The organism is Streptomyces sp. Z26, from assembly GCF_003665095.1.
GTDB lineage: Bacteria > Actinomycetota > Actinomycetes > Streptomycetales > Streptomycetaceae > Streptomyces > Streptomyces phytohabitans.
Map to the genome: position 1 here is coordinate 4,330,359 of NZ_RCHV01000002.1, position 20,218 is coordinate 4,350,576.

The 20,218-nt window shown below is 74.8% G+C and carries 6 protein-coding genes; 3 read left to right on the top strand and 3 right to left on the bottom strand.

The window, feature by feature from the left end:
- The first annotated feature begins 26 nt into the window (after positions 1–26).
- Complete coding sequence (locus tag D7M15_RS19290; protein ID WP_121518658.1) at positions 27–2,084, top strand: AfsR/SARP family transcriptional regulator; 2,058 nt, start codon at positions 27–29, stop codon at positions 2,082–2,084.
- Positions 2,085–2,121: 37 nt separating this feature from the next.
- On the opposite strand, the gene D7M15_RS19295 is transcribed toward D7M15_RS19290, so the two are convergent.
- The 3 genes from D7M15_RS19295 to D7M15_RS19305 are packed head-to-tail and all read right to left on the bottom strand — an operon-like array spanning position 2,122 to position 5,431.
- Positions 2,122–2,928, bottom strand: a complete 807-nt coding sequence (locus tag D7M15_RS19295) for an SDR family oxidoreductase (protein WP_121521032.1) — start codon at positions 2,926–2,928, stop codon at positions 2,122–2,124.
- Positions 2,929–2,930: 2 nt separating this feature from the next.
- On the bottom strand, positions 2,931–4,004 hold the full coding sequence (locus D7M15_RS19300) for a Gfo/Idh/MocA family oxidoreductase (protein WP_165906293.1): 1,074 nt from the start codon (positions 4,002–4,004) through the stop codon (positions 2,931–2,933).
- Positions 4,001–5,431 (bottom strand): NDP-hexose 2,3-dehydratase family protein, encoded by a 1,431-nt coding sequence (locus D7M15_RS19305; protein ID WP_121518659.1) that lies wholly within the window; start codon positions 5,429–5,431, stop codon positions 4,001–4,003. Before D7M15_RS19305 ends, D7M15_RS19300 begins: the two co-directional genes overlap by 4 nt.
- 292 nt (positions 5,432–5,723) lie before the next feature.
- Here D7M15_RS19305 and D7M15_RS19310 point away from each other — a divergent pair, with 292 nt between their 5' ends.
- Positions 5,724–6,938 (top strand): macrolide family glycosyltransferase, encoded by a 1,215-nt coding sequence (locus D7M15_RS19310; RefSeq protein ID WP_240649378.1) that lies wholly within the window; start codon positions 5,724–5,726, stop codon positions 6,936–6,938.
- A 546-nt stretch (positions 6,939–7,484) separates the two neighbouring features.
- Complete coding sequence (locus tag D7M15_RS19315; RefSeq protein ID WP_121521036.1) at positions 7,485–20,213, top strand: type I polyketide synthase; 12,729 nt, start codon at positions 7,485–7,487, stop codon at positions 20,211–20,213.
- The last annotated feature ends 5 nt before the right edge of the window (positions 20,214–20,218 follow it).

Genomic DNA, 20,218 nt, shown 5'->3' on the forward strand with positions numbered 1-20,218 from the left:
GTCCCCGGGAAGGCGGTCGGCGGCGCATGGTCGTGTTCGGGGTGCTGGGGCCGGTGGCCGCCTGGGAGACCGCCGGGGACGGCGGCTGGGACGGTGCCGGGGACGCGGTCGCGCTGAAGGGGCCGCGGCACCGCGCGGTGCTGGCCCGGCTGATCGTCGCCCGCCGCCGGGTCGTGCCGGTCGGTCTCCTCGTCGAGGACCTGTGGGCGGGCGAGGCGCCGCCGGGCGCGGTGAGCGCCGTACGCACCTTCGTGGCCGCGCTGCGCCGCGCCCTGGAGCCGGAGCGCGCGCCCCGCGCGCCCGCGCGGCTGCTCGTCACCGAGGGCCCGGGGTACGCGCTGCGCGCCGGGCGCGACGCGGTCGACGCCTGGCGCTTCGAGGACGCCGTCACCGAGGCGGGCGACCTGCCGCCCGCGCGGGCGGCGGCGCGGCTGGCGGAGGCGGGGGAGTGGTGGCGGGGGCCCGCGTACGCGGAGTTCGGCGCCGAGCCGTGGGCGCGCGCGGAACGGGCCCGGCTGGGCGAGCTGCGCGCGCGGGCCGTGGAACGGCTCGCGGAGGCGCGGCTCGCGCTCGGCCGCGCGCCCGACGCCGTACCCGACCTGGACGCGCACGTCGCGGAGCACCCGTGGCGGGAGGAGGGGTGGCGGCTGCTGGCCCTCGCGCTGTACCGCGCGGACCGCCAGGGCGACGCGCTGGCCGTGCTGCGGCGCGCCCGTACGCTGCTCGTCGGGCGGTTGGGCGTGGACCCGGGGCCGGAGCTGCGGCGCCTGGAGGCGGACATCCTGCGGCAGGCGGAGCACCTGCGCCCGCCCGACGCCCGTACGCCCGGCGCCCACACCCCCGACGCCCGTACGCCCGGCGCCCCCACGGCCCCCGACCCCGGTGGTGCCGCCGCCCGTGTGTGGTCCGAGGCGGCGGCCGCGTACGACCGGACCGCCGGGTCCGGCGCCCGTGTCCGCCTGGAGTCGACCGTCGACCTGCTCCGCGGCCTCGCCGTGACCGGCGGCGGTGGGCTGGTGGCGGCGCGGCGGCACCGGCTGGCGGCCGTCGCGGCGGCCGAGGAGGTGGGCGACCCGGAGCTGACGGCGCGGGTCATCGGCGCGTACGACGTGCCCGCCGTGTGGACCCGCGCGGACGACCCGGAGCAGGCCGCGCGGATCGTGGCCGCCGCCCGCCGCGCCCTCGCCGCGCTCCCGGAGGGGGCGCACGGGGCGGCGCGCGCCCGGCTGTTGGCGACGGTGGCCGTGGAGTCGCGCGGCCAGGTGCCCGGCGCCGCCGCCGACGCGGCCCGCGCGGCGGCCGGGGAGGCGGTGCGGATCGCGCGCGGTCTGGACGATCCGGCGCTGCTGGCGTTCGCGCTCAACGGCGCGTTCATGCAGGCGTTCCGGCGGGCCGGGCTGGCCGGGGAACGGGACGCGATCGGCGCCGAACTCGTCGCGCTCTCCGCCCGCAACGGCCTCCCCACGTACGAGGTGCTGGGCCGTCTCGTACGGCTCCAGGCCCGTGCCGCCCTCGGCGACCACGTCGCCGCCGACGCGCACGCCGCCGCCGTGGACCGGCTGGCCGGGCGGCACGAGCTGCCGCTGGCCGGGGTGTTCACGCGCTGGTACGGGGCGTTGCGCCGCGCCGCCGACGACACCGTCCCGCCGCCCGTGGCGGAGGCCGCCTACCGCGACGCCGCCGCGCTCCTGGACGGCGCGGGCATGCCCGGCCTGTCCCACGGCCTGCTGCCGCTCGCCCTGCTGTGCCTCCGGCTGCGCCGCGGCCTGCCCGCCCCGACCGGCGAACCGCCCGGGGGACCGGCGGGTTGGGGGCCGTACGCGCCCTGGGCGCGGCCGCTGGTGCTGCTCGCCCGCGGCCACCGTACGGCCGCCGCCGCGGCCCTGCGCGCGCTGCCCGAACCACCCCGCGACCTGCTGTACGAGGCGATGTGGTGCCTGGCCGTACGGGCGGCGCGCGAGCTGGGGGACGAGGTGACGCTGCGCCGCGCGTACGCGGAACTCGCCCCGGCCGCCGGGGAGTTCGCGGGCGCGGGCAGCGGCCTGCTCACCCTGGGACCGGTCGCGGACCACCTGCCGCGGTGACCGGCCCGGGTACGGCGGCGGGGTGCGGCGGTCGGGCTCAGCCCCGCGCCGGGTACGTCCCCCGCGACCCCGTCGTGCCGGTCGCACCCGTCGCGTACAGCGGCACGTACGCGTCCAGCACGCGGTCCAGGTACGCGCCCGGCGGGCCGGAACCGGCGTCGAAGTCCGGTACCAGCTTGCGCAGTCGGGCCGTCGACACCGGCGTGCGGAACGGTCCGCCGTGCTCCGGTACCCGCGTGCGTTCCACCGCCGTGCCGAGCCGCTTCTCGATGCCGTCGATGACGTCCTCGACGGACTCCGGCCGCCCGGAGACCACGTTCAGCGTCTCGCCGGACACCTCGTCCGTCAGCAGCCGGTCGAGGGCGTGCAGCAGGTCGCGGATGTCGACGAGGTCGCGGTACACGCCGTCGTAGACGGTCACCTCGCCGGACTCCACCTGCCGTACGAGGGCGGGCAGCAGCTGGTGCGCGCGCTGGCGCGGGCCGATCAGATGGCTGAGCCGCAGGATGAGGTGGTCCGCGCCGGAGGAGCGGACGCACGACTCCAGGGCCAGCTTGTGCCGCCCGTACACGCTCGGCGGGAACACTGGGTCGGTCTCCGCCGCGGGCGACTCGGGCGCGCCGTACATCGCGAACGACGCCGTGGAGAAGAACACCACCGTGCGCCGTTCGCGGCGGCACTCCCGCAGCACCTCGTACAGCAGGTGCGCCTCGCGGTCGAACTCCTCCGCGACCGCGGTCGACGTGCTCGACACCCCGGCCGCGATCGCGGTGACCCGGGGGAAGCGCCCGTCGAAAGCCTCGCGCAGATGGCTCGCGACGAAGCCGTTTCCCACGATCCGCATCGTCACCCCTCGCCCGCCGCGTCGCCCGTCGTGCGCGCGTCCGCCGTGACACGTACGGCCAACTCGCGTACCTGGTCGACCAGTTCCGTCGTCTCCAGCGCGGCCGCCCGCCAGTCGGCCTCCACCGGGTCGGCCGACGCGCCGCCCGCCGTGCCCGCCGCCGCGGCCTGCACGGCCCGCGCGAACCCGGCGATGCCGTGGGCGAGTTGGTCGGCGGGCGGCAGCGTGAACCGTTCGCCGTGGTCCTGTTCCTCCAGGACCAGCCGCGGCTGGTACGCGGGCGGCGGTGTGAACGGCCGGTCCACGGAGAGCCGCGCCCGGCTGCCCCACAGGGCGTACGACTGCCCGTAGTCGTGCTCGAAGCCGTAGTCGACGGTGACCAGGACGCCCGACGCGGACGTCAGCAGCGCCTGCCCCGACAGGTCGAGTCCGTCGGACTCCCGTACCCGCATCGTCGCGCCCGCCACCGCGAGGCGTTCCCCGAGGACGAGCCGCGCGGCCCGCAGCGGGTACACGCCGAGGTCCAGCAGGGCGCCGCCGCCCAGCGACTCGTCGTAGCGGATGTCGTCCGCGGGCAGCGGCGGGATGCAGAACGCGCCGTGGAACGACCGGAGTGTGCCCAGCCTGCCCTCCGCGACCAGCGCGCGGACGCGCTGGTGCTGCGGGTGGTGCAGGAACATGTAGTTCTCGCGGAGGACCAGGCCGCGTTCCGCCGCGAGCCGTACGAGGTCCCCGACCTCCGCCGCCGCGACGCCCGCGGGCTTCTCGACCAGCACGTGCTTGCCCGCGCGCAGGGCCCGTTCGGCCCAGGGCACGTGCAGCGACGTGGGCACGGAGACGTACACGGCGTCCACGTCGTCGCGCTGGAGCAGCCCGTCGTACGTGTCCGCCGCGCAGCCGAACCGTCCGGCGAACTCCTTCGTCCGCCCCTCGTCGCGTCCCGCGACCGCCGTCAGCTCCACCGCGTCGCTCGCCACCATCGCGGGCAGCGCGCGGCGGTTGGCGATGGCGGACGTGCCCAGCGCGCCGATCCGTACCGGCGCGGCCGCGGACTCCGCGGCACCCACGAGGCTCACCGGACGCTCCGCAGCGCCGCGACGAGCGTCCGGGCCTGTACGTTCAACTGGCCGCCGTACCGCAGCAGTTCGTCCAGCTGCGTCACGCTCGTCCAACGGAACTCCGCCGCGCACGCGCGCGGCCCGTCCCCTGTCTCCAGTGTCTCCAGCACGTCGTCCTCGACCTCGGTGATCACGTAGCGGCACTCGGCGTGGTGGAAGCGGCCGCCCTCCTCCGAGAGCACCGAGTCGAAGAGGGGCTTGCCCGCCCCGCCCTCCAGCAGCTCCCGCTGGAACGGCGGCTGGTCCTCCGCCGGGAGATGAGCGTAGTTCCCCGGCGTCAGCTGCACGGTGGGGCCCAGCTCCGCCACGTCGATCAGGCCCGGCTCGACGCGCGCCCGCAGCAGTACGTGCGGCACCCCGGCCACGTACCGCAGCAGCAGGCCCGACAGGCCCACGCCGCTCGGCAGCAGCAGCGGCTGCGTCCAGGCGGGCACCTCGCGGCGGCCGGAGCTGACGTCGACACCGATGACGCTGAAGAAGAGGCCGCGCTCGTGCTCGACCCGGTCGTCCCAACGCTGCCACCCGGCCACGTCGTTGAGCGGCAGCCGGGTGGTGGTGACTTCGTGCTCGACGCGGCGCTGGGTGAGCCAGCTGCGTACCTCCGCGTCGCCGTGCAGGGAGACGGCGGGGGCGCCGCCGTCGGCGGGCGGCTGCCAGTCGGGGAGGCAGGCCAGGACCGTACGGGAGTCCATGTTGACGAGGTTGTCGAAGCCGAGGAGGGCGTTGACCTGGCCGAGCGTCAGCCAGCAGAAGTCCTCGCCCGCCTCCACCTCCGGGCCGACCTCGACGACCATGTTCCGGTTCCGCTTGCGGTGGAACCAGGTGCCCTGCTCCGACTGGAGGGAGTCCGCGAGGACGCTGCCGGGCGCCGGGCGGTAGAACGAGTCGAGGTACGCGACGGCCGAACCGCCGTGCACCCGCGAGTAGTTGCTCTTCGTCGCCTGGATCGTCGGGGACAGCTGCACGCCGTTGACGTTGCCCGGCTCGGACTTGGCCTGCATCAGCAGGTGCAGTACGCCGTCGATCTCCCGTACGGCGATGCCGAGGATGCCGAACTCCGGCTGGTCGATGATCGGTTGCTCCCACTCGGGCACCGGCCCGAAGTCCGACCGCACCCGCAGCCCGTGCACCGTGAAGAAGCGCCCGCTGCGGTGCCGGAGGTCGCCCGTCGCCTGGTCGAAGCCCCAGCCCTTCAGCTCGCTGAAGGGGACGCGCCGGACCCGCTGCGGCTGCTCGCGCCGCCGCTCGTCCAGCCACTCGAAGAACGCGGCGTTGCTCATGGCCACGCCGTCCGTCGCCGCCGCGGAGACGGCGAGCCGCGCCGCGGGCCCGCCGCCTCCGGCGCCGGAACCGCGTGACGTCGGCGCCGCGCTGGCCTTGTGCATGATTCGCCTCTCCCGTGCTGGAACGGAGTCGCCCACTGCGTGTGCTGGAACGGAGTCGTCCACCGTGTGCAGACTGCCTGGCGGGATACCGGGAACCGCCTAGACTTTCGCCGCCCGGCCCGATTCCGCGCCGCCGCCCGCGCCGGACGCGCGGTGGTGAGGACGCGTACGCGCGAGGTTCCGGGAATCACCTAGTTCCGGATCGCGGGGCCCGTGGGCGCGCCCCCGCCGGTCCTACCGTGGGGGACCCCCGGCCCGTACGGACGCGGGGCGAACGCGGGAGGCACACAGCATGAGTCACTTGGCAATCTTCGTCGTACCGGGCTACGGCCACGTCGGCCCGACGATCGAACTCACCAGGGAACTCGTCGGACGCGGGCACCGCGTCACGTACGTCATCGACGAGGGGTACGCGGACGTGGTCGCCGAGGCCGGCGCCCGTACGGTCACGTACCGGTCGATCCGTGGCCAGCTGCCCGGCCAGAAGAGCCTCGAAGGCGCCCACATGGCCAGCCTCTTCGCGGACTTCATCCAGGACGGCGCCGAGACCGTGCTGCCGCTGGCCGAGTCCGCCCTCGCGGACGACCGGCCGGACCTGATCCTCTACGACTTCGGCAGCTTCCCCTCCGCGCGCATGCTGTCGCGGAAGTGGTCCGTGCCGACGGTGCAGCTGTTCCCGCAGATCGCCTCGAACGAGCACTTCTCCCTGTTCGGCGGCCCCGACGCCGCGATCCAGACCGACGAGTCCGCGATGGCGGAGTTCGGGCGCGGCTACGCCGCCCTCCTCGCCATGGCCAACGCGAACGGCGTGACCGAGGCCGACATGCCCGTCTTCGCCGCGGGCTTCGACGAGCGGAACCTGGTCTTCCTGACCCGCGCGTTCCAGCCCAAGGGCGAGACGTTCGACGAGCGGTTCGCGTTCGTCGGCCCCTGCTTCGCCGCCGACGCAGGGAAGGCGGACGACGCGTGGCAGCCGCCGTCGTCGTCCGACGCGAAGGTGCTCCTCGCGTCCATGGGTACGGAGTCCAACGAGCAGGCCGAGTTCTTCCGCTCGTTCAGCGACTCCTTCAAGGACGACGAGTGGCACGTCGTGATGACCCTCGGCAAGGGCGCCGACCCGGCCGCGCTGGGCCTCGCGGACCACATCGAGGCGCACTCGTTCCTGCCGCACCCCCAGGTCCTGCCGCACGCCTCCGTGCTCGTCACGCACGGCGGTCCGGGCAGCGTCACCGAGGCGCTGCACTACGGCACCCCCATGGTCGTCGTGCCGCAGACCCCGGAGACCCGCTTCAACGCGCAGCGCCTCACCGAGCTGGGCCTCGGCACCACCGTGCTGCCGGAGGACCTGACCGGGGACACGCTGCGCGCCGCCGTGGACAAGCTCGCCGCGGACACCCAGGTGCGCGAGAACGTGGCCCGGGTCGGCCAGGAGTCCCGTGAGGCGGGCGGCGCCGTGCGCGCCGCCGACGTGCTGGAGGGCTGGATCGCGGGTTCGCCCGCGAAGTGACCCGCCCGGGGGCGGGCGGGTTCGCCCGTCACCCCCCGTCGCACCGTCGCACCGTCGCCGCCGGACCCGCCGCCACGCGGGTCCGGCGGCGCGGTGACGGGGCGGCCTCCGCGCCGGAGCGGCGGCCGTGAACCGCCGGGGCCCTCCCGCCCGTTCGGGACGGCGCCCCGTGGCGGGAAACCGCCGCTGGACGCGGGCCCCGTACGCCGAGGCCGTACGCCGAGCCCGTACGCGACGCCGCGTGCCGGAACGTACGCCGCACCGCACGTCGTATGTCCGCTTCCGCCCGTTCCGGAAGTGGTGCCGGGGGTGCCGCGGACGGGGCGGGGAGGTGCGCGCGAGGCCGTGCGGCCGAGCGCTCCCGAGGACCTCCGTGAGGGGCGTAAGCCCAGTTCACCGGGGGTCGCCCGGACGGTGTCAGCGACTGGAAATTCCCCTAGTGCTGTCCACCCGGGACAGGTGGCGCACACCCCTCTGTGGAACTCTGAACGCGGTTGTGAGGCTCCACTAAGGGTGACTTGGTCGTTTGGAGTGCGATAGATGAACATGTCGGAACCCGAAGGCACCGGAAGCCCTCTCCCGCAGCACGACCTCCCGCAGGGCGCCGACGCCTCCGACCGCCGCCCGCCGCACCGCGAGCCCATCGCGGTCATCGGGCTGGCCTGCCGACTCCCCGGCGCCGACACCCCCGCCGCACTCTGGGACCTGCTGACCGAAGGCCGCAGCGCCCTCACCGACGTCCCCGCGGACCGGTGGGACGCCGACGCGTACCGCGAGGCCGCCGTCGCCCCCGACGGGCGGCCCGTCCCCGCGCGCGGCGGGTTCGTCGCGCACGTGGCCGACTTCGACCCCGCGTTCTTCGGCATCTCGCCGCGCGAGGCCGCCGCGATGGACCCCCAGCAGCGCCTCGCCCTCGAACTCGGCTGGGAAGCCGTCGAGAACGCCCACCTCGACCCCGACGTGCTGCGCGGCGAACGCGGCGGCGTCTTCGTCGGCGCGACCGTCGAGGACTACGCCGCCCTCGTCCACCGGCACGGCGAAGCCGCCATCGGGCACCACACCATGCCCGGCCTCAACCGCGGCCTCATCGCCAACCGCGTCTCGTACGCCCTCGGGCTGCGCGGCCCCAGCATGACCGTGGACACGGCGCAGTCCTCGTCCCTCGTCGCCGTCCAGAACGCCTGCGACAGCCTGCGCGCCGGGGACTGCGACCTCGCCCTCGCCGGGGGCGTCCACCTCAACCTCGTGCCCGAGAGCACCATCGCCGCCGCCCGCTTCGGCGCCCTCAGCCCCGACGGCCTCTGCTACACCTTCGACGAGCGCGCCAACGGCTTCGTACGCGGCGAGGGCGGCGGCATCCTCGTCCTCAAGCCCCTGTCCCGCGCCCTCGCCGACGGCGACCGCGTGCACGGCGTCATCCGCGGCGGCGCCGTCAACAACGACGGCACCGGCGACACCGTCGTCAGCCCTGACGCGGGCGCCCAGGAGGACGTGCTCCGCCGGGCCTGCGCCCGCGCGGGCGTCGACCCCGCCCACGTCGACTACGTCGAACTGCACGGCCCCGGCACCCCCGCGGGCGACCCCGTCGAGGCGGCCGCGCTCGGCGCCGCCCTCGGCACGGCCGAGGGGCGGCGCGCGCCGCTGCGCGTCGGCTCCGTCAAGACCAACATCGGCCACCTGGAAGGCGCTTCGGGCATCGCGGGCCTGCTGAAGGCGCTGCTGTGCGTCAAGCACGGCACCCTCGTGCCGAGCCTCAACTACTCCCGCCCGCACCCCCGTATCGCCCTCGACGAGCTGAACCTGCGCGTGCAGCAGGACGCCGCCCCGTGGGAACGGGACGGCGTACGGCCGCGTACGGCGGGTGTGTCGTCGTTCGGCATGGGCGGTACGAACGCGCACCTGATCATCGAGGAGCCGCCGGAGGTCGAGGCGGAACCGGTGGCCGTGGAGGACGGCGCGGGTGTGGTGCCGTGGGTGCTGTCGGCGCGTTCGGCGGAGGCCCTGCGGGCGCAGGCGGAACGGTTGGCCGCGTTCGTGGAGGCGGGCCGTCCGGACGTGTCGGGCGTCGGCCACGCGCTGCTGAACGGGCGCGCGGTCTTCGAGCACCGCGCGGTGGTCGCCGGTGCCGAACGGGACGTCCTCGTCGCCCGCCTGGCCGAGGTGGCCGCAGCCCCGTCGCGGGCGGTGCCGGAGGACGGGTCGGGTCGTGGTCCGGTGTTCGTGTTCCCGGGTCAGGGTGCGCAGTGGGTGGGTATGGGGCGTGAACTCCTCGATTCCTCGCCGGTGTTCGCGGCGCGGTTCGCTGAGTGTGATGCGGCGTTGGCGCCGTTCGTGGACTGGTCGTTGTCCGGTGTGTTGCGGGGCGTCGAAGGTGCTCCGGGGTTTGACCGGGTGGATGTCGTGCAGCCGGTGTTGTGGGCGGTGATGGTGTCGTTGGCGGAGGTGTGGCGCTCGTACGGTGTCCAGCCCGCCGCTGTCGTGGGTCATTCGCAGGGTGAGATCGCCGCCGCGTGTGTGTCGGGCGCGTTGTCGATCGAGGACGCGGCGCGTGTGGTGGCGTTGCGGAGTCAGACCATTACGGCGCTTGCGGGTCGTGGTGGCATGGTGTCGGTGGCGAAGCCTCGTGCCGAGGTGGATGAGTTGATCTCCGGGTGGGACGGCCGTATCTCGGTCGCCGCCGTCAACGGGCCCTCCGCTGTGGTGGTTTCGGGTGACGCCGACGCCCTCGACGAACTCCGCGCCCACTGCGACGAGCGGGAGATCCGTGCGCGTCGTATCGAGGTGGACTACGCCTCCCACTCGGCGCATGTGGAGAGCATCCGCGACGATATCCTGACCGCTCTCGCGCCGGTCCAGCCGCGTGTGCCGTCCGTGCCGTTCTTCTCCACCGTCACGGGTGACTGGCTGGACGCGGACACCCTGGTGGACGCGGACTACTGGTACACGAATCTGCGGCAGACGGTGCAACTGGAGCCCGCGATCAGGTCGTTGATCGAGGATGGTCATCGTGCGTTCGCGGAGATGAGCCCGCACCCCGTGCTCACGGTTCCGGTGCAGGACACGGCTGAGGCGACGGACACCGAGGTGACGGTGACGGGCACGCTCCGCCGGGACGAGGGCGGTCTCGACCGCCTCTACCTCTCGCTGGGTCACCTGTGGGCGCATGGCGTGGAGGTGGACTGGTCCCCGGCGTTCCCCGCCGACCGCCGCCCCGCCACCCCCGTCGACCTCCCCACCTACCCCTTCCAGCGGCGCCGTTGCTGGATCGACGCCGTCGGAATCCCCGCGCCCCGGCCCGAACTCCCCGCCGCCGCCCCGGTGTCCGCGCCCGTGCCCGTGCCCGCCGGGCAGGCCGCGCTGGACGCCGTGCTCGACGGCGCCGCCGCCGTCCTCGGCCACGACTCGGCGGAGACGGTCGAGAGCGGCCGTACGTTCAAGGACCTCGGTTTCACCTCCGTCACGGCCGTGGAGCTGCGGGACCGCCTGAACGTCCAGTTCGGCGTACGCCTGCCCTCCAGCGCCCTCTTCGACCACCCGACGCCCGTACGCCTCGCCCGGCAGATCGACACCGAGCTGACCGGCGGGCAGCCGGACCCGGCCGGTGACGCCGTACTCCCGCGCACCCCGCGCGAGGCCGACGAACCGATCGCGATCGTGGCGATGGGCTGCCGCTTCCCCGGCGACGTCCGTACGCCCGAGGACCTGTGGCGCGTCGTACGCGACGGGTTGGACGTCGTGTCCGACTTCCCCACGAACCGCGACTGGGACCTGGCGGCGCTCCACGACCCGGACCCGGAGCGTTCCGGTACGAGCTACGTGAGCAAGGGCGGATTCCTGCACGACGCGGGCGAGTTCGACGCCGCGTTCTTCGGGATCTCGCCGCGCGAGGCCCTCGCGATGGACCCGCAGCAGCGGTTGCTGCTGGAGACGTCGTGGGAGGCGCTGGAGCGCGCGGGCATCGACCCGACGTCCGTACGCGGCAGCCGTACCGGCGTGTTCGTCGGCGCGATGGCGCAGGACTACGGGCCGCGGCTGCACCAGGGCGGCGAGGACGTCGAGGGGCACGTGCTGACCGGTACGACGACGAGCGTCGCGTCCGGCCGTATCGCCTACACGCTCGGCCTGGAGGGCCCGGCCGTCACCGTCGACACGGCGTGCTCGTCGTCGCTGGTGGCACTGCACATGGCGGCCCAGTCGCTGCGGAACGACGAGTGCTCCATGGCGCTCGCGGGCGGCGCGACGGTGATGTCCAGCCCCGGCATATTCGTGGAGTTCAGCCGCCAGCGCGGCCTGTCGCCGGACGGTCGGTGCAAGCCGTTCGCGGCGGGTGCGGACGGTACGGGGTGGGGTGAGGGCGTCGGTGTGCTGCTGCTGGAGCGGCTGTCCGACGCGCGGCGGAACGGGCACCAGGTGCTGGCCGTCCTCAAGGGTTCCGCGATCAACCAGGACGGCGCGTCGAACGGTCTGACCGCGCCCAACGGCCCCTCCCAGCAGCGCGTCATCCGCGCCGCCCTCGCCAACGCCCGGCTGGAGCCCGGCGACGTGGACGTCGTCGAGGCCCACGGCACCGGCACCACCCTCGGCGACCCCATCGAGGCACAGGCACTGCTCGCCACGTACGGACGGGACCGCGACGCCGAACGGCCCCTCTGGCTCGGCTCCTTGAAGTCCAACGTCGGCCACGCGCAGGCCGCCGCGGGCGTCGGCGGCGTCATCAAGATGGTCGAGGCGCTGCGGCACGGCGTCCTGCCCAGGTCCCTGCACGCCGAGGACCCGTCGCCGCAGGTCGACTGGGAGTCCGGCGCCGTACGGCTGCTCGCCGAGGCGCGGGAGTGGGACACCGCCGGGGACACTGCTGCCCGTACGCGGCGCGCGGCCGTCTCCTCGTTCGGCATCAGCGGCACCAACGCGCACGTCATCCTGGAGGCCGCCGCAGAGGCCGCCCCCACCGCTTCCGTGGCCTCCGAGGGCGACGGGTCGGAGGCCGTCGCCCCCTGGCTGCTCTCCGCCCGTACGGCCGACGCGCTCAAGGCACAGGCGGAGACGCTGCTCGCCCACCTCGACACGGCGACCACCGCACCGCGCCCCGTGGACGTCGGGCACACCCTGCGCACCGCGCGCGCGGCGCTCGACCACCGCGCGGTCGTCACCGGCGCGGACCGGGACGAACTCCTCGCCGGACTGCGGGAGGTGGCCGCCGGCCACGTCGACGCGGTCGCGGGCGAGCACCGGCGCGGTCCGGTGTTCGTGTTCCCGGGTCAGGGTGCGCAGTGGGTCGGTATGGGGCGGGAGTTGTTGGACTCCTCGCCGGTGTTCAAGGCGCGGTTCGCTGAGTGTGACGCTGCGTTGGCGCCGTTCGTGGACTGGTCGTTGTCCGGTGTGCTGCGGGGTGTCGAGGGCGCTCCGGGGTTTGACCGGGTGGACGTCGTACAGCCCGTGCTCTGGGCGGTGATGGTGTCGTTGGCGGAGGTGTGGCGCTCGTACGGTGTCCAGCCCGCCGCCGTCGTCGGCCACTCGCAGGGTGAGATCGCCGCCGCGTGTGTGTCCGGCGCGTTGTCGATCGAGGACGCCGCACGCGTGGTGGCGTTGCGGAGCCGGACCATCACCGCACTCGCGGGCCGCGGCGGCATGGTGTCCGTCGCGCTGCCCCGCGCCGACGCCGAGGAGCTGATCGCCGCATGGCCCGGAAGCCTGTCCGTCGCCGCCGTCAACGGGCCCTCCGCCGTGGTGGTGTCCGGTGATGTGGCCGCTCTGGACGCCCTTGTGGAAGCTTGCGAGGAGCGCGAGGTACGGGCCCGCCGCATCGAGGTCGACTACGCCTCGCACTCGGCGCACGTGGAGGAGATCCGCGAGGAGATCCTGACCGCCCTCGCGCCGGTCCGGCCGCGTAAGCCGTCCGTGCCGTTCTTCTCCACCGTGACCGGCGACTGGCTGGACGCGGACACCCTGGTGGACGCGGACTACTGGTACACGAACCTGCGGCAGACCGTACAACTGGAGCCCGCCGTACGGTCGTTGATCGAGGACGGCCACCGCGCGTTCGCGGAGATGAGCCCCCACCCCGTGCTCACCATGCCGGTGCAGGACACGGCCGAGGCCACCGACACCGACGTGACCGTCACGGGCACGCTCCGCCGCGACCAGGGCGGCCTGCCGCGCCTCCACGCCTCCCTCGGGGAGCTGTGGGCGCACGGCGTCGAGGTCGACTGGGCACCGGCGTTCGCCGGGCACCGGCCCGCGCTGGTGGACCTGCCCACGTACGCCTTCCAGCGGCGGCACTTCTGGCTCGCCACCGACAGCGCGGACCGTACGGCCGCCGACCCGGCGGACGCACGTTTCTGGGACACCGTCGAACGCGAGGACCTCAAAGCCCTCGCGGGCACCCTCGGCCTCAGCGACCCCGGCGCGCTCGCCGCCGTGCTGCCCGCCCTGTCGTCCTGGCGCCGCGACCGGCGCCAGCGGGACACCGCCGACTCCTGGCGCCACCGCGCCGTCTGGCGCCGCCGCCCCGAACCGGCCGCGGGCACCGCCACCGGCGCCTGGCTCCTCGTCGTACCCGAGGGCCACGAGGACTCCACCCCCGTCGCCCAGGCCACCGAGGCGCTGCGCGCCGCCGGGGCCGAGGCGTACACCGTGCTCGTCGGGCAGGCCGAGGCCGCCGACCGCGAACTCCTCGCCAAGCGGCTGCGGACCGCCGAACACGGCACGGACACCGTCTCCGGCGTACTGTCCTTCGCCGCGCTCGACGAGTCGCCGCTGCCGGACCGGCCCGCCGTGCCGACCGGGCTCGCCGTGACGCTGGCGCTGGTGCAGGCGCTCGGCGAGGTCACGTTCGACGCGCCCCTGTGGTGCCTGACCCGTGGCGCCGTCGCCGCCGATGGCGAGGCCGCCCCGTACGCGCCCGCGCAGGCCGCCGTCTGGGGCCTCGGCCGCGTCGCCGCCCTCGAACACCCCGACCGCTGGGGCGGGTTGGTGGACCTGCCGCCGCCCACCGCGACCGGGCCCGGCTCCACCGCGACCGACGAGCACGCCGACGCCGGCGGTGTCGACGCGCGCGAACGTACGCGGACCCGGCTCGCCGCCCTCCTCACCGCCGACGACGCCGAGGACCAACTCGCCCTCCGCGACTCCGGCGTGTACGCCCGCCGCCTCGTCGCCGCCCCCGCCGCCACCCAGGCCGCGCCCCGCACCTGGCGCCCGCGCGGCACCGCCCTCGTCACCGGCGGCACCGGCGCCCTCGGCGCCCGCGTCGCCCGCTGGCTCGCGCGCGGCGGCGCCGAGCACGTCGTGCTCGCCTCCCGGCGCGGCGACGCGGACGCCGACGGCGTCCCCGAGCTGCGCGCGGAACTGGCCGAGCAGGGCGTCGGTGTCACCGTCGCCGCCTGCGACACGTCGGACGGCGACGCCGTACGGGCGCTCGCCGCACGCCTCGCGGCCGACGGGCACACGGTACGGGCCGTCGTGCACGCCGCGGGCGTCAGCCAGTTGGGCACCCTGGAGGAGGCGGACACCGCCGACCTCGAAGCGGCCCTCGGCGGCAAGGTGCGCGGCGCGGAGCACCTGGCGGAGGCGTTCGGCTCGGACGCCCTCGACGCCGTCGTGCACTTCTCCTCGATCTCTGGCACGTGGGGCGTGGCCGACCACGGCGCGTACGCCGCCGCCAACGCCGCCCTCGACGCGTACGCCGCCCGCCAGCGCGCCGACGGCCTGCCCGCCCTCTCCGTCGCCTGGGGCCCCTGGGCGGGCGGCGGCATGATCGCCGACTCCCTCCAGGACGTGCTGCGGCAGCGCGGCGTACCGGTCATCGACCCGGACACCGCCCTCCACGGCCTCCAGCGCGCCCTCGACCTGGACGACACCGTCGTGGCCGTCGCGGACGTCGACTGGCCGCGCTTCGGCGGCGTCTTCACGTCCGTACGCCCCAGCAGGCTGCTGGACGAGATCCCCGCCGCGCAGCCCGCCGCCGACGACGACGCCGCACGTACGGCGGAACCCTCCGCGTTCCTCCGCGAACTCGCCGGACTCGACGAACGCCGCCGGAACGCACGCCTCGTGGCCCTCGTCCGCGAACAGGTCGCCTCCGTCCTCGGCCACGCCGACCCGGCGTCCGTCGACCCGCAGGGCGCGTTCAAGGAGCTGGGCTTCGACTCGCTCACGGCCGTCGAACTGCGCAACCGCCTCCACACCGCCTCCGGCCTGAAGCTCGGCGCGACCGTCGTCTTCGACTACCCCACCGTGCGCGCCCTCGCCGGGCACCTGTCGGGCAAGCTCACCGGCTCCGACGGGCCGTCCGCCGCGTCCCTGTCGACCGGCGCCGTACGGGCGGCGGGCGCGCGGGACGGCGAGGCCGACGAGCCGATCGCGATCGTCGCGATGAGCTGCCGCTTCCCCGGCGGCGTACGGTCCCCCGAGGACCTGTGGCGCGTCGTACGGGACGGTGTGGACGTCATCTCCGACTTCCCCACCGACCGCGGCTGGGACCTCGACGGCCTCTACGACCCCGACCCCGACAGCACCGGCAAGAGCTACGTACGGCGCAGCGGATTCCTGCACGACGCCGCCGACTTCGACGCCGCGTTCTTCGGCATCTCGCCGCGCGAGGCCGTCGCCATGGACCCGCAGCAGCGGCTGCTGCTGGAGACCTCCTGGGAGGCGCTGGAGCGCGCCGGACTCGACCCGGCGGCGCTGCGCGGCTCACCCACCGGCGTGTACGTGGGCATGACCGACCAGGAGTACGGCACCCGGCTGCGCGCCGCGGCGGGCGAGGCCGAGGGCTACCTCGCGACGGGCGCCGTCGGCAGCGTCGCCTCCGGCCGCATCTCGTACACCCTCGGCCTGGAGGGCCCGGCCGTCACCGTCGACACGGCCTGCTCGTCGTCGCTCGTCGCGCTGCACATGGCGGCGCAGGCGCTGCGCAACGGCGAGTGCACCCTCGCGCTCGCGGGCGCGGTGATGGTCATGTCCGACCCGTCGCAGTTCATCGCGTTCAGCCGCCAGCGCGGGCTGGCGCCGGACGGCCGCTCGAAGCCGTTCGCGGCGGCGGCCGACGGCTTCGCCCTCTCCGAGGGCGCGGGCGTCATCGTCCTGGAACGGCTGTCGGACGCGCGGGTGAACGGGCACCAGGTGCTGGGCGTCGTGCGAGGTTCCGCGATCAACCAGGACGGCGCGTCGAACGGTCTGACCGCGCCCAACGGCCCGTCGCAGCAGCGCGTCATCCGCGCCGCCCTCGCCCAGGCCGGACTCTCCGCCGGGGACGTGGACGCGGTGGAGGCGCACGGCACGGGTACGAAGCTCGGCGACCCGATCGAGGCCGAAGCCCTCCTCGCCACGTACGGCGAGGAGCGGGAGGCCGGGCGCGAGCCGCTGTGGCTGGGCTCCGTGAAGTCCAACATCGGGCACGCGCAGACCGCTTCGGGCATGGCCGGGGTCATGAAGATGGTCCTCGCCATGCGGCACGACCTGCTCCCCGCGACCCTCCACATCGACGAGCCGTCGCCGCACGTCGACTGGTCCAGCGGCACCGTGGAACTGCTGGCCGAGGCCCGCCCCTGGGAACGGAACGGGCAGCCGCGCCGCGCCGGGGTCTCGTCGTTCGGCGTCAGCGGTACGAACGCGCACCTGATCATCGAGGAGCCGCCGGAGGCCGCTCCGGAGGTTCCGGAAGCCGTCGACGCTGTTCCGGGCGTGGTGCCCTGGGTGGTGTCGGGGCGTTCGGGGGAGGCGTTGCGTGCGCAGGCGGAGCGGTTGGCGGATTTCGCGGCCGGTGCGGGTGCGGGTGTGGCGGATGTGGGTCATTCGTTGGTGGTGGCGCGTGCGGGGTTGGAGCACCGTGCGGTCGTGACCGGTTCGGACGTGGACGGGTTGGTGGAACGCCTGCGCGCGGTGGCGCGTGGTGAGCTGCCCGCCGGGGCTGTGCAGGGGGTGGACGAGACCTCGGGTGAGAGCCCGGATGTGGTGTTCGTGTTCCCGGGTCAGGGTGCGCAGTGGGTGGGTATGGGGCGTGAACTCCTCGACTCCTCGCCGGTGTTCAAGGCGCGGTTCGCTGAGTGTGACGCGGCGTTGGCGCCGTTCGTGGACTGGTCGTTGTCCGGTGTGTTGCGGGGTGTTGAGGGCGCTCCGGGGTTTGACCGGGTGGACGTCGTGCAGCCGGTGTTGTGGGCGGTGATGGTGTCGTTGGCGGAGGTGTGGCGCTCGTACGGTGTGCAGCCCGCCGCTGTCGTGGGTCATTCGCAGGGTGAGATCGCTGCCGCGTGTGTGTCGGGCGCGTTGTCGATCGAGGACGCGGCGCGTGTGGTGGCGTTGCGGAGTCAGACGATCACGGCGCTTGCGGGTCGTGGTGGCATGGTGTCGGTGGCGAAGCCCCGTGCCGAGGTGGATGAGTTGATCGCCGGGTGGGAGGGCCGTATCTCGGTCGCGGCGGTGAACGGGCCCTCCGCTGTGGTGGTTTCGGGTGACGCCGACGCCCTGGATGAACTCCGCGCCCACTGCGATGAGCGGGAGATTCGTGCGCGTCGTATCGAGGTGGACTACGCGTCGCACTCGGCGCATGTGGAGAGCATCCGCGAGGCGATTCTGACCGCTCTCGCGCCGGTCCAGCCGCGTGTGCCGTCGGTGCCGTTCTTCTCGACGGTGACGGGTGACTGGTTGGACGCGGACACCCTGGTGGACGCGGACTACTGGTACACGAATCTGCGGCAGACGGTGCAACTGGAGCCCGCGATCAGGTTGTTGATCGAGGATGGTCATCGTGCGTTCGCGGAGATGAGCCCGCACCCCGTGCTCACGGTTCCGGTGCAGGACACGGCTGAGGCGACCGACACCGAGGTGACGGTGACGGGCACGTTGCGCCGGGACGAGGGCGGTCTCGACCGCCTCTACCTCTCGCTGGGTCACCTGTGGGCGCATGGTGTGGAGGTGGACTGGTCCCCGGCGTTCGCGGCGTGCCGCCCGAATGTCGTCGACCTGCCTACGTACGCGTTCCAGCGGCAGCGTTTCTGGTTGGAGGTGCCGGACGCGAAGGTCGCGGCGGACCCGGTCGACGCGCAGTTCTGGGAGACCGTCGAACGCGAGGACCTCGAAGCCCTCGCCGGCACCCTCGGCATCACCGACTCGGGCGCGTTGGGCCAGGTGCTGCCCGCGTTGTCGTCCTGGCGCCGCGACCGGCAGCAGCGGGCCACGGTGGACAGCTGGCGCTACCGCATCGTGTGGCGCCCCCGCCAACTCCCCAAGTCCGGTGTCCTGGACGGCGACTGGCTGCTGGCCGTCCCCGCCTCCCACCGTGCCGACCCGCTCGTCGGCCAGGTCACGGAGGCCGTCATGGCGGCGGGCGCCCGCGTGAACGTGTTCACCGTGGACCCCTCCGCCGTGGACGACGGCACGTTGGCCGAACAGCTGCTGACGGAGGCCGAGTTCGGCGCCGACCCGCGCGGTGTCCTCTCCCTCCTCGCCCTCGACGACGCCGACAGCGCCCACGGCCACGGCGTCAGCCGCGGCCTCCTCGCCACCATCGCGCTCGCGCAGACCCTCGAAGAGGGCGTCGTCCCCGCGGCCCCCCTGTGGTGCCTCACGCGCGGCGCCGTCTCCACCGGCCCCGACGACGCGTCGCCCGCCCCCGCGCAGGCGGCCGTACGCGGCCTGGTCCGGGTGTTCGGGCTGGACGAGCCGGAGCGGTTCGGCGGCCTCGTCGACCTCCCCGCGCACGACGGCCCGGACGGCGGGTACGGCGCGGACGACCGTACGGCCGCCCTGGACCTCCTCGCCCCGCTCCTCGCGCACGCCCAGGCGTACGCGGGCGCGGCGGGCGCGGACGAGTCGTCCGTCGAGCCGCCCGAGGAGGACGTCGCCCTCCGCCCGTCCGGCGTCCACGCGCGCCGCATGGTCCGGGCGCCGCTGAGCGCCTCGCCGTCCGTACGCCAGTGGTGCCCGCACGGCACCGTCCTGGTCACCGGCGGTACGGGCGCGCTCGGCAGCCACGTGGCCCGCGACCTGGCCCGCGAGGGCGCCGAGCACCTGCTGCTCGTCAGCCGCCGCGGCGAGAACGCGCCGGGCGCGGCCGAACTCCGCGAGGAGCTGACCACGTTGGGCGCCCGCGTCACCGTCGCCGCGTGCGACGTGGCCGACCGTACGGCGCTCGCGGAACTGCTCGCCGCGATCCCCGCCGACCTGCCGCTGACCGCCGTCATGCACACCGCCGGTGTCGTCGGTGACCCGCGCCCGCTGGCCGGTACGTCCCTGGCGGACGCGGCGGCCACCGTACGCGGCAAGGTCGCCGGTGCCCTGCACCTGGACGAGCTGCTGGCGGACGCGGAGCTGGAGGCGTTCGTGCTGTTCTCCTCCGGCGCCGGGGTGTGGGGCAACGGCGGTCAGGGCCCGTACGCCGCCGCCAACGCCCAGCTCGACGCGCTCGCGGAACGCCGCCGCGCCACGGGCCGTACCGCGACGTCCGTCGCCTGGGGCGCCTGGGCGGACGGCGGCATGGTGGACGAGGCGGTGGCGGAGCAGCTGCGCCGCCGCGGGGTGCCGGAGATGGCGCCGGACCTGGCCGTACGGGCGCTGGGCGAGGCCGTCGACCGGGACGAGACGGCGCTCGTCGTCGCGGACATCCGGTGGGACCGCTTCCTGCCCGCGTACGCCAGCCGCGGCCACCGGCCGTTGCTGGACGACCTGCCCGACGTACGGGAACTGCTCGCCGCCCGGCGCCGCGAGCAGGACGCGGCGGACGCGGGCCAGGCGGAGGACCCGGGCGCGGAGCTGGTACGGCGGCTGAAGGCGCTGCCGGAGCCCAAGCGGAAGCGGGCGCTCGTCGACCTGGTGCGCGGCGAGGCGGGCGCGGTGCTCGGGCACGCGTCGCCGGACCAGGTGAAGGCCGACCGGGCGTTCCGGGAGCTGGGCTTCGACTCGCTGACGGCGGTCGAGCTGCGCAACAGGCTCGCCGCCGCCACCGGCCTCAAGCTGCCCGCCGCCCTGGTCTTCGACCAGCCGACACCGAACGCGCTCGCCGCCCACCTGCGCGCCCAACTGCTCCCCGAGGGCGGCGACGGCGCCGAGGGCGGCCCGGAACTGCCCGCCGAACTCCAGCAGTTGGACACCGCCTACCGTGAGGCGCCGGACGACGACGCCCGCCGGGCGATGGCGGACGGCATGCGCGCGCTGCTCAGCGCGTGGGACGGCGGGACACCGCGGGAAGAGGACGACGACGGCATCGACGAGGAAGTCGCGGCCGCCAGCGACCAGGACATGTTCGATCTGATCGACCGGGAACTCGGGATCTCCTGAGCCAG

Coding starts and splice junctions, on each gene's coding strand:
- D7M15_RS19290 (WP_121518658.1), top strand. CDS start 27: ATGGTCGTGTTCGGGGTGCTGGGGCCGGTGGCCGCCTGGGAGACCGCC.
- D7M15_RS19295 (WP_121521032.1), bottom strand. CDS start 2,928: ATGCGGATCGTGGGAAACGGCTTCGTCGCGAGCCATCTGCGCGAGGCT.
- D7M15_RS19305 (WP_121518659.1), bottom strand. CDS start 5,431: ATGCACAAGGCCAGCGCGGCGCCGACGTCACGCGGTTCCGGCGCCGGA.
- D7M15_RS19310 (WP_240649378.1), top strand. CDS start 5,724: ATGAGTCACTTGGCAATCTTCGTCGTACCGGGCTACGGCCACGTCGGC.
- D7M15_RS19315 (WP_121521036.1), top strand. CDS start 7,485: ATGTCGGAACCCGAAGGCACCGGAAGCCCTCTCCCGCAGCACGACCTC.